The organism is Actinomadura sp. 9N215 (assembly GCF_044326345.1).
In the GTDB taxonomy this organism is placed as follows: domain Bacteria; phylum Actinomycetota; class Actinomycetes; order Streptosporangiales; family Streptosporangiaceae; genus Spirillospora.
On record NZ_JBIRBA010000030.1, the window covers coordinates 86902 to 99884 of the forward strand.

At 72.6% G+C, this 12983-nt stretch carries 10 protein-coding genes; 8 read left to right on the forward strand and 2 right to left on the reverse strand.

The window, feature by feature from the left end:
• Nucleotides 1-29: 29 nt before the first annotated feature.
• Genes ACH34T_RS36440 through ACH34T_RS36470 form a run of 7 tightly spaced genes read left to right on the forward strand, consistent with a single transcriptional unit; the run spans nucleotide 30 to nucleotide 7488 of the window.
• Nucleotides 30-818: a TIM barrel protein gene (locus ACH34T_RS36440; RefSeq protein ID WP_396025532.1), complete on the forward strand. Its 789-nt coding sequence runs from the start codon at nucleotides 30-32 to the stop codon at nucleotides 816-818.
• A complete protein-coding gene (iolC, locus tag ACH34T_RS36445) occupies nucleotides 815-1747 on the forward strand; it encodes a 5-dehydro-2-deoxygluconokinase (RefSeq protein WP_396025533.1) in 933 nt (310 codons plus the stop codon). The genes ACH34T_RS36440 and iolC overlap by 4 nt, the downstream gene beginning before the upstream one ends.
• Nucleotides 1747-2607 carry a 5-deoxy-glucuronate isomerase gene (gene iolB, locus ACH34T_RS36450; protein ID WP_396025556.1) on the forward strand — a complete coding sequence of 287 codons (861 nt, stop codon included), beginning with the start codon at nucleotides 1747-1749 and terminating at the stop codon, nucleotides 2605-2607. Before iolC ends, iolB begins: the two co-directional genes overlap by 1 nt.
• Nucleotides 2604-4454, forward strand: coding sequence for a 3D-(3,5/4)-trihydroxycyclohexane-1,2-dione acylhydrolase (decyclizing) (iolD, locus tag ACH34T_RS36455; RefSeq protein ID WP_396025534.1), 1851 nt, complete (start codon nucleotides 2604-2606; stop codon nucleotides 4452-4454). The genes iolB and iolD overlap by 4 nt, the downstream gene beginning before the upstream one ends.
• 45 nt (nucleotides 4455-4499) lie before the next feature.
• On the forward strand, nucleotides 4500-5489 hold the full coding sequence (locus tag ACH34T_RS36460) for a substrate-binding domain-containing protein (protein WP_396025535.1): 990 nt from the start codon (nucleotides 4500-4502) through the stop codon (nucleotides 5487-5489).
• Nucleotides 5486-6619 carry an ABC transporter permease gene (locus ACH34T_RS36465; protein WP_396025536.1) on the forward strand — a complete coding sequence of 378 codons (1134 nt, stop codon included), beginning with the start codon at nucleotides 5486-5488 and terminating at the stop codon, nucleotides 6617-6619. Before ACH34T_RS36460 ends, ACH34T_RS36465 begins: the two co-directional genes overlap by 4 nt.
• On the forward strand, nucleotides 6616-7488 hold the full coding sequence (locus tag ACH34T_RS36470; RefSeq protein ID WP_396025537.1) for an ATP-binding cassette domain-containing protein: 873 nt from the start codon (nucleotides 6616-6618) through the stop codon (nucleotides 7486-7488). The genes ACH34T_RS36465 and ACH34T_RS36470 overlap by 4 nt, the downstream gene beginning before the upstream one ends.
• 91 nt (nucleotides 7489-7579) lie before the next feature.
• Here ACH34T_RS36470 and ACH34T_RS36475 read toward each other — a convergent pair whose 3' ends face one another.
• Both ACH34T_RS36475 and ACH34T_RS36480 read right to left on the reverse strand, forming a co-directional pair.
• Entirely contained in the window at nucleotides 7580-9223 is a 1644-nt protein-coding gene (locus tag ACH34T_RS36475; protein WP_396025538.1) for a serine/threonine-protein kinase, read from the reverse strand.
• A gap of 290 nt (nucleotides 9224-9513) precedes the next feature.
• Nucleotides 9514-11712: a hypothetical protein gene (locus ACH34T_RS36480; protein ID WP_396025539.1), complete on the reverse strand. Its 2199-nt coding sequence runs from the start codon at nucleotides 11710-11712 to the stop codon at nucleotides 9514-9516.
• A 128-nt stretch (nucleotides 11713-11840) separates the two neighbouring features.
• Here ACH34T_RS36480 and ACH34T_RS36485 point away from each other — a divergent pair, with 128 nt between their 5' ends.
• Nucleotides 11841-12959, forward strand: coding sequence for a hypothetical protein (locus ACH34T_RS36485; protein WP_396025540.1), 1119 nt, complete (start codon nucleotides 11841-11843; stop codon nucleotides 12957-12959).
• Nucleotides 12960-12983: the final 24 nt, after the last annotated feature.

A 12983-nucleotide genomic window follows, 5' to 3' on the forward strand; every position in this document is an offset into this window, starting at 1 on the left:
TGTGTGAAGTTCCTGGGTGGGGCCACCAGATGGAGCCCGCGCGGGTGCTCGCCGAGATGCGCGAGCTCGGCCTCGCGGCCACGGAACTGGGGCCGGACGGTTTCCTGCCGGGCGCCGCGCAGGCCAGGGACGAACTGCTGGCGTCCTACGGGCTTGGTCTCGTGGGCGCGTTCGTCCCGGTCGTGCTGCACGATCCGGCGTCCGATCCGATGCCGGAGATCGACCGGGTCCTGGACGCCATGGACGGCGTGCTGGTGCTGGCCGCCGCCACCGGGCTCGACGGCTACGACGGGCGTCCGGATCTGGACGCGGAGGCGTGGGCGACCCTGCTCGCCAACCTCGACGCCATCACGTTCCGCGCCGCCGCGCGCGGCCGCCTGGTCACCCTGCATCCGCACGTCGGGACGGTCGTGGAGCGGCGCGCGGAGGTCGAGCGGGTGCTGGACGGCAGCAGCGTCCCGCTGTGCCTGGACACCGGGCATCTGCTCGTCGGCGGCACCGATCCGGTGTGGCTGGCACGTTTCGCGGGCCGGCGCGTAGCGCACGTCCATCTGAAAGACGTGGACGTGGGTCTTGCCCGGCGGGTGCTCAACGGCGAGGTCGCCTACACGGACGCGGTGCGCGACGGCCTGTACCGACCGCTCGGGGACGGCGACATCGACATCACCGGCATCATCCGCGCCTTGGACGACGCCGGTTACGAAGGCTGGTACGTGATGGAACAGGACACCGTCCTGACCGAAGAGCCCGTGGAGGGCGACGGGCCGTACGACGACGTCCGCAGGAGTCTCGACTTCCTCGCCGGAGCGGCCCGATGACCTTCGACCTCATCACCATGGGACGGGTGAGCGTCGACGTCTACCCGGACCAGGTGGGCGTGCCGCTGGAGGACGTCGAGTCGTTCGGGAAGTACCTCGGAGGGAGTCCCACCAACGTGGCCGTGGCGGCGGCACGGTACGGCCGTCGTGCCGCCGTCATCACCCGTACCGGCGACGATCCGTTCGGACGGTTCGTCCACAAGGCGCTCCAGGGTTACGGCGTAGACGACAGGTACGTCACGGCCGTCCCGGGGTTGCCGACACCGCTCGCCTTCTGCGAGATCTTCCCGCCGGACGACTTCCCGCTGTACTTCTACCGTTATCCGAAGGCCCCCGACCTGGAGATCCACGCGCATGAGCTGGACCTTGCGGCGATCCGGGAGGCCCGTATCGTGTGGGCCACCGTCACTGGCCTGTCGCAGGAGCCCAGCCGCGAGGCGACACTGACCGCGCTAGCCGAGCACCCTGGGCGGACCGTCATCGACCTCGACTACCGTCCGATGCTCTGGGACGACCCAAGCGAAACACCGCACTGGGCAGGGCTCGCTCTGGAACGCGCATCGGTCGCCGTCGGAAACCTGGAGGAGTGCGCGGTCGCGGTGGGGGAGCGGGAGCCGCGCGCCGCCGCCCGCGCGATCCTCGAAAGCGGCCCGGAACTCGCCATCGTGAAGCTGGGGCCGGACGGCGTGCTCGCCGCTACGTCCACCGAGCTGGTGGAGGTGCCGCCGGTCAAGGTCGACGTCGTCAACGGGCTCGGCGCGGGAGACGCGTTCGGCGGCGCGGTCTGCCACGGCCTCCTGTCCGGATGGGACCTGCGAAGGGTCATCGAGTTCGCGGGCGCGGCGGGGGCGCTCGTCGCGTCCCGCATCGCCTGCTCCGCCGCGATGCCCACGCAGGGCGAAGTCGAGGAACTCCTGGAGGGCGCGTGATGAAGTACCACCTGCCCGCCGGTACCGCCGGTGAGGGGTCGTACGCGCTGGTCGTGACGCCGGAGTCGGCAGGCTGGGCGCATTCGGCGCTGCGTGTGCTGGAGCTGCCGGACGGCGGCTCCCACGCGTTCGAGACCGGTGAGTTCGAGACGATCGTGCTGCCGCTTGCCGGGTCGTGCACGGTGGAATGCGACGGGGAACGGTTCGAGGTGGCCGGGCGCGACGGCGTCTTCAGCCGCGTCAGCGATTTCGCCTACGTGCCGCGTGACGCGCAAGTCCGCGTGCAGGGACGGGGACGGTTCGCCCTGGCCGGGGCCCGGTGTGAGGCGCGACTGGAACCGCGCTACGGCCCCGCCGAGGACGTCCCTGTGGAACTGCGTGGCGCGGGCGCGGCCAGCCGGCAGGTGAACAACTTCGGCACGCCCGAGGGTTTCCCGTTCGCGGAGAAGCTGATCGCGTGCGAGGTGCTGACACCGGGCGGCTGCTGGTCGTCGTTCCCGCCGCACAAGCACGACGAGGAGACGCCGGACGAGGCCGTCCTGGAGGAGATCTACTACTTCGAGGTCTCCGGCGAGTCGGGGATGGCCTACCAGCGGGTGTACGGATCGCCGGGACGGCCGATCGACGTTCTCGCGGAGGTGCGCAGCGGTGACGCGGTGCTGATTCCGCATGGCTGGCACGGCCCGTCGATGGCCGCGCCCGGGCACGACCTGTACTACCTGAACGTGATGGCGGGCCCGGCGGCGGAGCGGGCCTGGCGTATCTGCGACGACCCCGCGCACGCGTGGATCCGCGACACCTGGGCGGGACAGCCGGTCGACGCGCGGTTGCCGCTGACGTCGGCGGAGGGACGGTCATGAGGCTCACGGTCGGGCAGGCGGTCGTCCGGTTCCTGGCGGCGCAGTACAGCGAACGGGACGGTTCCGAGCGGCGGTTCTTCGCGGGTTGCTTCGGCATCTTCGGGCACGGCAACGTCGCGGGCATCGGGCAGGCCCTGCTGGAATACGCCGACGGCCTCCCGTACTACATGGCGCGCAACGAACAGGCGATGGTGCACATCGCTTCTGGATTCGCCCGGATGAACGACCGGATGGCCACCTTCGCCTGCACGACCTCCATCGGGCCTGGCGCCACCAACATGGTGACCGGTGCGGCTCTGGCCACCATCAACCGGCTTCCTGTGCTGCTCTTGCCCGGGGACATCTTCGCCACCCGCGTGGCCAACCCGGTCTTGCAAGAGCTGGAGGACGCCCGCTCATACGACGTGTCGGTCAACGACTGCTTCAAACCGGTGTCGAAGTACTGGGACCGCATCAATCGTCCAGAGCAGTTGCCCAGCGCGTTGCTGGCGGCGATGCGGGTGCTCACCGACCCCGCCGAGACCGGCGCGGTCACCCTTGCCCTGCCACAGGACGTCCAGGCGGAGGCGTACGACTGGCCCGAGGAACTTTTCGCCCGGCGGGTGTGGCGCGTACCGCGTCCGCTGCCGGAGCCTGCCGCGTTGGAGGAGGCGTCCGCCGTTCTGCAAGCTGCTGAGCGTCCGCTGATCGTGGCGGGCGGCGGCGTCATCTACTCCCACGCCACCGACGAGTTGCGTGCGTTCGCCGAACGCACCGGCGTTCCAGTGGCCGAGACACAAGCGGGCAAAGGCACCCTGCCCTGGGACCACGAACGCTCTGTCGGCGCCATAGGCGCGACCGGCACGACGGCCGCGAACGCACTCGCCCGCACTGCGGACTTGGTTCTCGGCATCGGGACCCGCTACAGCGACTTCACGACCGCGTCCCACAGCCTGTTCGCCAACCCGGACGTACGGTTCGTGAACCTCAACGTCGCTCGTCCGGACGCGGTCAAGCTCGGCGGTATCGCCGTCGTCGCCGACGCCAGGGAAGGCATCAGGGGCCTCAACGCGGCCCTCGACGGCTACACCGTGACCGGCGCCTACCGCGACGAAGCCCGAACCCTCATGGCCGAATGGAACACCAAGGTCGACGGTGCCATCGCCGCCCAGGACGGGGAACTGCTCACCCAGTCCGAGGTGATCGGCGCCGTCAACGCCGAGGCCGGGCCACGGGACGTGGTGGTCTGCGCGGCCGGTTCCATGCCCGGCGACCTGCACAAGCTGTGGCGGGCCCGCGACCCGAAGGGCTACCACGTCGAGTACGGCTACTCCTGCATGGGCTACGAGATCGCGGGCGGGCTCGGCGTGAAGATGGCCGCGCCGGACCGCGAGGTGTTCGTCCTGGTCGGGGACGGCTCGTACCTGATGATGGCGCAGGAGCTGGCCACGGCCGTCGGCGAGGGGGTCAAGCTGATCGTCGTCCTCGTCCAGAACCACGGGTTCGCCTCGATCGGGAACCTGTCGGAGTCGGTCGGCGCGCAGCGGTTCGGCACCCGCCACCGCGCCCGCACCGCCACCGGGCTCGACGGCGACCCGCTCCCGGTCGACCTCGCCGCGAACGCCGCCAGCCTCGGCGCGGACGTCGTCCGCGCCGCCGGCCTCGATGATCTGCGAAAAGCCCTCCACCAGGCGCGGAAGGCCGCGCGGACGACGGTTATCCACATTGAGACGAACCCCTTGGCAGGCCCCCCTGGCGGTGCGGCATGGTGGGACGTCCCGGTCGCGGAGGTGGCGGCGCTGGAGTCCACCCGGGAGGCCCGTGCCCGTTACGAGGCGGATCGGCGCACACGCCGCCACCATCTGTGATCAACTCCTCTGACCGACCATTCGGGGAGAAACGGAGAGCAGCCGATGAGAGGCGTTTTCGCGCGCGGGACGTCCAGGGGGCTCGCGGTCCTGGCCGCCGCGGGGCTGCTGGCGCTGAGCGCCTGCAGCAGTGAGGGCGGCAAGAAGGCCGAGGAGCGCACGGAGGGCGCCGGCCCCCGGCTGGAGATCGCGATGGTCACCCACTCCGCCCCCGGCGACACCTTCTGGGACATCGTGCAGAAGGGCGCCAAGGCCGCCGCCGCCAAGGACAACGTCGAGTTCCTCTACTCGGCCGACCCCGACGGCGGCAAGCAGGCCCAGCTCGTCCAGGCCGCCATCGACAAGAAGGCCGACGGCATCATCGTCACCCTCGCCAAGCCCGACGCGATGAAGGACGTCCTCGCCCGCGCCGCCGCCGCGAAGATCCCGGTGGTCTCGATCAACTCCGGGCAGGGCGAGTCGGCCAAGCTCGGCGCGGTCGCGCACTTCGGGCAGGACGAGGCGATCGCCGGCGAGGCCGCCGGCGCGGAGATGGCGAGGATCGGCTCGAAGAAGGCGCTGTGCGTCATCCACGAGCAGGGCAACGTCGGCCTGGAGGACCGTTGCGCCGGAGCGAAGAAGACGTTCGGCGGCGAGCTGGAGAACCTGTTCGTCCAGGGCTCGAACATGCCGGAGGTCAAGTCGTCCATCACGGCCAAGCTCCAGGCCGACGACGGCGTCGACGGGATCCTCACGCTCGGCGCGCCGTTCGCCGCCACCGCCGTCGACTCGGTCAAGGAGACCGGCAGCAAGGCCAAGATCGGCACGTTCGACCTCAACAAGGACCTCATCGCCTCGATCACCTCCGGCGCCATCCAGTTCGCCGTCGACCAGCAGCCTTACCTGCAGGGATACGAGGCCGTCGACCAGCTGTGGCTGCTGAAGAACAACGGCAACTCGCTCGGCGGCGGGCGTCCCGTGCTGACCGGCCCCGCGATCGTCACCAAGCAGAACGCCGCGCAGCTGGAGGCGTTCGCGAACCGGGGGACGCGATGACCCACGCCGCGTCATCGGGGCTGGCGGAGCCGCCGGTGACCGGGCCGGGCCCGGACGAGCGCCTGTCCCGGCGGTCGCCGCTGCGGCGGCTGCTGGGCCGTCCCGAGCTCGGCGCGCTCCTCGGCGCCGTCGCGCTGTTCGTGTTCTTCTCCATCGTCGCGGACGCGTTCCTGCAGACCTCGTCGTTCTCGACCGTGCTGTACGCCAGCTCCACGTTCGGGATCATGGCGGTCGGCGTGTCGCTGCTGATGATCGGCGGCGAGTTCGACCTGTCCGCCGGGGTGATGGTGACGTCGGCGGCGCTGATCGCCGCGCTCACCGCCTACCAGCTCACGCTGAACGTGTGGGCGGGCGTGGCGATCTCCCTCGTGCTGACGCTCGCGCTCGGCATGGTGAACGGCCTGCTCTACGTCCGGACGAAGCTGCCGAGCTTCATCATCACCCTCGCCACGTTCTTCATGCTCGCCGGGCTGAACCTCGGCGTCACCAAGGCGCTCACCGGCAACGTCGCCAGCGACTCCGTCCGCGACATGGACGGCTTCGACTCCGCCCGCGCGATCTTCGCGTCCGACGTCAGGCTGCTCGACGTCCTCGACCGGGTCGGCCTGCTCGGCCTCGCCGACACCCTCGGCGTGCAGGACGCCCTCGACCTCAGGCTCAACATCACTGTGGCGTGGTGGATGCTGTTCGTCGCGATCGCGACCTGGATCCTGCTGCGCACCCGCGTCGGCAACTGGATCTTCGCGGTGGGCGGCTCCGCCGCCAGCGCCCGCGCCGTCGGCGTACCCGTCGCCCGCGTCAAGATCGGCCTGTTCATGGGCGTCGCGTTCTGCGCCTGGTTCTCCGGGATGCACCTGGTGTTCGCGTTCGCGACCGTCCAGTCGGGCGAGGGCGTCGGCAACGAGTTCCTGTACATCATCTGCGCGGTCATCGGCGGGTGCCTGCTGACCGGCGGCTACGGGTCCGCGATCGGCGCGGCGATCGGCGCGTTCATCTTCGGCATGGCGAACAAGGGCATCGTGTACGCGGAGTGGAACCCGGACTGGTTCCGCTTCTTCCTCGGCGCGATGCTGCTCATCGCCACCGTGGTGAACCTGATCGTCCGGCGCAGAGTGGAGCGATCGTCATGACGGACGAGACGGCGAAGGCGGACGCGGGCAAACCGGAGCACCCGCTGATCGAGCTGACCGGCGTCGGCAAGAACTACGGCAACGTCATCGCGCTCCGCGACGTGAGCCTGCAGGCGTCCGCCGGCGAGGTCACCTGCGTGCTCGGCGACAACGGCGCGGGCAAGTCCACGCTCATCAAGGTCGTCGCCGGGCTGCACCGCCACGACACCGGCCGCTACGCCGTCCAGGGCGAGGAGGTCGCGTTCGGCTCGCCCCGCGAGGCCCTCGACCGCGGCATCGCGACCGTCTACCAGGACCTCGCGGTCGTCCCGCTGATGCCGGTCTGGCGGAACTTCTTCCTCGGCTCCGAGAAGCGCAAGGGCCTCGCCCGCATGGACATCGAGTTCATGCGGAAGACCGCCCACGGCGAGATGGCCGCGATGGGCATCGACCTGCGGGACGTCGACCAGCCCATCGGCACCCTCTCCGGCGGCGAACGGCAGTGCGTGGCGATCGCCCGCGCCGTCTACTTCGGCGCCAGGGCCCTCGTCCTGGACGAGCCCACCGCCGCGCTCGGCGTCAAACAGGCCGGGGTCGTGCTCCGCTACATCGTCCAGGCCCGCGAGCGCGGCCTCGCCGTCGTCTTCATCACCCACAACCCGCACCACGCCTACCCGGTCGGCGACCGCTTCCTCATCCTCAACCGCGGCCGGAGCATCGGCTACCACACCAAGGACGAGATCACCCGCGACGAGCTGACCGCGCTCATGGCGGGCGGCAGCGAACTGGAGGAACTCGCCCACGAACTGGACTCGGCCGGTTCGTCCACCACCGCGGCGCAACTGACGAAGGAGGCGAAGCACCTGGGCCTGACCGACACCGATACCTGAGCGGCCGGCACACCACCCTTCACCCTCAGCCTGTCCCGCCTGACTTGGTGCGTCGGCGCGGCGAGCCGGCTCGTGGCCTGGGGTGGGGCGGTCAGGCCCATTCGGCCGATTGGAGGATCCGCTGGAGGCCGGGAGTGTTCCAGACGTCCACGATCAAGATCTTGGAGAGCGGCAGGTACCAGTGCCGTTCGACGTAGGTGAACCGGGTCCTGCGGGTGGGGCCGTACCCGCTGGGGCCCTCGCGGGTGTAGCAGGGGACGGTCCATTCGCGGTACTCGGCCCTCTTGGAGCCGACGGCGGCGAACCTGTTCGCCGTCAGCCGGGCGCCGCGCTCGACGCCGACGGCCCGCAGGCTTTCGTGACCGGGGCAGCTCATCCCCTCGTCCTGGGTGAACAGCGAGGCGTACGTGTCGGACGTCGTGTACTTGGCCGCGATGTAGGAACCGCCGTTGTCGAGGAAGGAGCGCCCAAGGACGTGGAGGCCCGGACACCACACCTGACCGGGGTACAGCGACGCCCTGATCGGTTCCTGCTTGCCGCACGTCTTCCAGGTGCTCACGTAGTAGCTGTCGGGTGGCAGATCCTCAGGCGGCCCGTCGAAGTTCGTCGAGCGGTTGGGGACCGCATGGGCCTTCCAGGACGACGCGACCCTGAGGGTCATCGGGCCGATCCGCAGCGGCACGCCGGGCGGGGCCTGGGTCGCCCTCACCGCGGCCACGGGCGGCCGTTCCTCCCTGGTCGCCTCGTACACGCCGACGCCCCCGACGACTGCGGTGCCCGCGACGACGGCGGCGGTCTTGGCGCCGACCGCCGCGAAGATCCCGGTCGAGCCCGCCGCGGCGCCCGCTCCCGCTCCGGCGGCCGGGGCCAGCCCGGCCGCGAGCGGGAAGAGCGCGGCGAGGGCGACGGCCGCGCCGGCGAGGGCGCGGACGCCCCGCGACTCCCAGTCCGGGCCGTAGGCGGTCTGCGCCAGCTCGTCCAGTTCGGCCACGAACGCCGCCGCGCCTTCGGGCCGGTCCGCCGGGTCCTTCGACATGCCCGCCGTCACCAGCGGGCGCAGCGGCTCGGGCACCTCCCCGGCCGGGACGTCCCCGGACAGGTGCCCCGCCCTGACCGACGCGCGGTCGCCCGCGCCGTACGGGCGGCGGCCCGTCACGGCCTCGAAGAACACGCAGGTCGCCGCGTAGACGTCGGTCGCGGGCGTGGCCGCCCCGCCGTGCCACTGCTCGGGCGCCATGTAGAGCGGGGTGCCGCCGCCGGACGCCGCGCCCTCGGGCGCGGCGATGCCGAAGTCGATGAGCTTGCTGAGCCCGTCCGCCAGGACGATCACGTTCGCGGGCTTGTAGTCGCGGTGCACGACCCCCGCCGCGTGCGCGGCGGCGAGTCCGAGCAGCGAGCCGCGCAGCACGGTGAGCGCCGCCTCGGGCTCAAGCCGCACGTACCGCGTGAGGATCTCCTTGAACGAGACGCCGTTCACCGCCTCCATCACGATGGCGAGTTCGGCGCCGTGCTCGACCAGCCGGTACAGCCGCGCCACATGCGGGTCGCCGACCCGTCCGAGCATCACCGCCTCGCGCCGGAACGACTCCCGGGCGTCCGGGTCGGCGTCCCGGGTCAGGTACTTGATCGCGACGGGAGCGCCGCCGGCCGGTGGCCGCGCCAGGACGACCCGTCCCTGCGCGCCCCGCCCGAGTTCCCGGATCTCCTCGAACCCCGACACCCGCCACCGCGTCACCGGCCGCTCCTCATGCTCGTCCTCGGCTCTCCCAGTCTGACGCGACGAACGACCCACCGGTTAATCACCGAACAACATTCGGTTGTTCGCCGAACAGCACCGCCCGCACCGGCACCGCCCGCCAGTGACGCCGTCTGTCAGTGACGCTGTCCGGCAGTGACGCTGTCCGGCAGTGACGCTGTCCGGCAGTGACGCTGTCTGCCAGCGACCCCGCTTGTCAGCGGTGCCGTGGTTGGGCGTGGGGGGCGTTCTGTCAGGCGGGGGTCGTCTGAGCTGATGGGGGCGGGGTGTCACTCGGGGGCGGTGTGGATGTTGCGGGCGGTGAAGGTCACGTCGGGGAGGGGATGGGTGCGGAGGGATCGTAGGAGAGAGCGCCAGTCTTCGGACCAGCCTGCGCGGGGGCCGTGACGGCCGGTGAGCGCGCAGGCGAACAGCCCGCCCGGGAGGTCGCCTCGCGCCGCGAGCCGGACGGCGTGCGGCAGCACCTCCGCCGGGTCGGGCTGGTCGGCGGGGTACGCCTGGAGGTACCGGTCCGGCTCCTCCCCGGCGAGCGCCTCGGCAACGCGCATCACAGCGAGCACACCGCCCACACCATGGATCGCCGGGTCGCTTGCGCGATGGTCCATCGCGCCTGCTGCGCCATGGCTCGTCGCGCCTGCTCCGCGATGGTCCGGCGCGCCTGCTCTGCGATGGTCCGGCGCGCCTGCTCCGCGATGGCTCGTCGCGCCTGCTCCGCCATGGTCCGGCGCGCCTGCTGCGCCATGGCTCGTCGTGGTGCGTGTGTCGTGGTTCGGCGCGTCGCGTGGGGTGGGGTTCGGCGGGTGGGCTGGGGTGGTGCTGTCGACCAGGGCGTCCAGGGTGGCGGCCGTGTCGGGGGTGTCCCAGCGGAGGGTGGCGGCGGCCAGTTCGCGGGCCGGCTGGTCCGGGAGGTGGTCCGCGACGGCGCGGATCGCGTGCTCGGCCGCGTCGCGATGGCGTTCGGCCACGCCGCGGATGTCGGCGACGAGGGCGTCCAGTCGCCGTGCCGCCGGGAGGTCGCGTTCGGGCTCGGCGTCCGGCAGGGCGGGGGCGGCGGTCAGTTCGGCGGACACCCTGCTCAGCTCGGCGGCGCCGATGCCCTGCCGCGTCACGCAGCCGACGAGCAGGGTCAGCGTCCTCCGCCAGTGGCGGGTGTCGCCCAGGTCGGCGGCGACGTCGGCCAGGAGCGCGGGAGCGTCCGGGGCCCACGGCGCCCACAGGGCGGCCGTGAGCAGCGCCGAGCCGCGCACCTCGGGATCGGCGGAACGGGCCACCCGCAGGATCAGTTCGGCGTAGGCCGCGCGGTGCCGCTCCTCGACGTGGAGCGGCGCGGTGTTGATCACCTGGCGGGCGAGGTCGCGCGGCCCGTCCGCGGCCTCCCGCAGGATCCGCCGCGCGACCGGGTCGCCGAGGTGGGAGCGAACGGCGGAGACGATCGCCGCGCGGACGTCCCGGTGCTGGTCCGGGTCGTCCCAGACGGCGGCGACGAGGCGGAGTGCGTCCGGCACGTGGTTGCGCAGCAGGATCCGCATCGCCTCCTTCCGCGCGGTGATCTTCCCGGTGGACAGGATCGGGCCGAGCGTCGCCGCCAGCGCCGACGGCGGCGCGAACCGGGCCGCGCGGGTCGCGGCGTACACGGCGACGTGCGCGTCGTCGGACGAGGCGTACGACAGCAGGCGAGGGAGGGTGCCCTGGGGAGACGGCGTCCAGGCGAGCGCGGTGAGCGCGGCGCGGCGGACGTAGGGGTCGTCGTCGAGGCGGGCGGTGATCCGGGCCGGGTCCACGCCGGGGACCCTCGCCATCTGCGCCACCGCGGCCGCGCGGTCGGCTTCGGGGAGGTTCCCGCTCGCGGCGCGTTCGAGGAGCGCCAGGTAGGCGTCGCGCTGGCGGGCCGTCCAGCGGCGTGTCCACGGCCGGGTCGCGGCGGGCACGTACGCGACGTCGGCGCGCCGGAACCGGCCCTCCGGGGTGTTCCCGGCCAGGACGAGGTGCAGCAGGTCGGTGCGCTCGCGGGCGATCGCGGCGAGCACCGCAGGGACGGCGACCGCGGACGGGTCCTTCGCGACCACCGTGCCGACTCGCTCCGCGCGCGTCCCCGGCGGTTCGAGCCACAGCGCGATCGCCTCGCGGAGGATGCCGTCGTCGCGGGCGTCCAGCGCCGCTTCGAGCGCGTCCTGCAGCGGACGTACGCGGTGGGCGCGGCGCCCGAGCGCCCGCACGGTCATCAGCGCCAGCCGGTGGTCGTCGCGGCGCGCGGCGGCCTCCAGGTACGGCGCGAGGGTGGCGCCGAGGCGGTGCTCGTCGCCGCGCCGCAGCACCGCGTCGAGGCGGCCCAGGTACACCGTCCCGGCGTGGCCGATCAGCCGTTCCGCCAGGTCGAGCGCGAACAGCAGCAGGTCGGGGTCGTCGCGGATCGCGCCCTGCCGAGCGAAGGCCGCGGCGATCCCGCCGAGCGCCTGGCGCGTCCACATCGAGCAGTCGCGGGCGTTGAGCGCGTCGTCCGCGAACCGTCCGGCCGCCGCGGCGCTCGGTGCGCAGCAGGCGCTCCGGGACGCGTGCCAGCGCGTTCAGCGCGCTGTAGCGGACGGGGTCCTGCTCGTTGCGGAGGCGGCCGAGCGACTCCAGCGCGCGGGTCAGCGTCGCGGGGTCGCCGTCGCGGCCCGCGCACGCCACGAGCAGCGCGTACCCGGCGGCGCGCGCGTCGGCGTCCGGGCGGCGGGTCAGCTCGGACAGGACGGGCAGCGCCTCGTCGTACGGCAGGAACGCGGTCAGCTCCCGCACCGCCGACGGGGACTCGGCGACCCTGCGCAGGCCGAGCGTCCGGCGGGCCTCCCGGACCCGGACGGCGCGCGGCAGCACCTCCAGCAGCGACGTTTCGAACTCGCGCGCGGTGAGGTCGACGCCGTCCATCGCCGCGTCGAACACCGCGGCGCGGCGGCCCGGCGCGAACGCCCTGAGCAGCAGGGCCAGGGCCGGCTCGTCCTCCCGGACGGCGCGGGCGACGGCGGCGACGTCGCCGTCGCCGAGCCGGGCCAGCCGGTCCCGCACCGACCGGCGGGACAGCAGCCGCCGCAGGTGGCCGCGGTGCCCGTCGGAGAGCAGCAACCGGAGCATGCGGGCCGGTTCGGCGGCGATCAGCGCGCCCGTGCCGGCCAGCAGCGCGTCCGGGACGGGCCCGGTGCGGAGGTGCCGTTCGAGGAGCGCGACGACTCGTCCGGGGGCGTGGTGCAGCGCCGCGGCGACGCCGGGCGCGTGCACGAGCCACCACGACGCGTGGACGCCTTCGGGCAGGTCGGCGAGCGACCGTTCGGCGTGGTCCAGCATGACGCCCGGATGCGCGCGACCCACCGACGACCAGTTCGGGACGGCGTGCGCGAGCCCGTCGATCCGGGCCGCCGCCACCTCCGGGCCGCAGGCGGCGAGCATCGCGGCCGCCTCGTCCTCGCCCCACCGCGCGGTGACCTCGCCGATGAGCGCGTCCGCGAGGTCGGTGCGCCGGTACTTGCGGACGGCGTCGTACAGCGCCGTCCGGGTCGCCGCGGGGGCGTCGGCGAGGCCGTCCAGGAATGGCGCCGCGTCGACGCCGAACCGGACGCCCAGCCGGATCGCCTCGCAGGCCACCTCGTTGTCGGGGTCGCGCGTGGCCGCGGCAAGGTGCGCCAGCGACGCCTCGTCCCGCACGGCGGCCGCCACGAACAGCGCCAGGGAGCGTTCGTAGTTCCCGCCTTGGGACAGGCCGTCC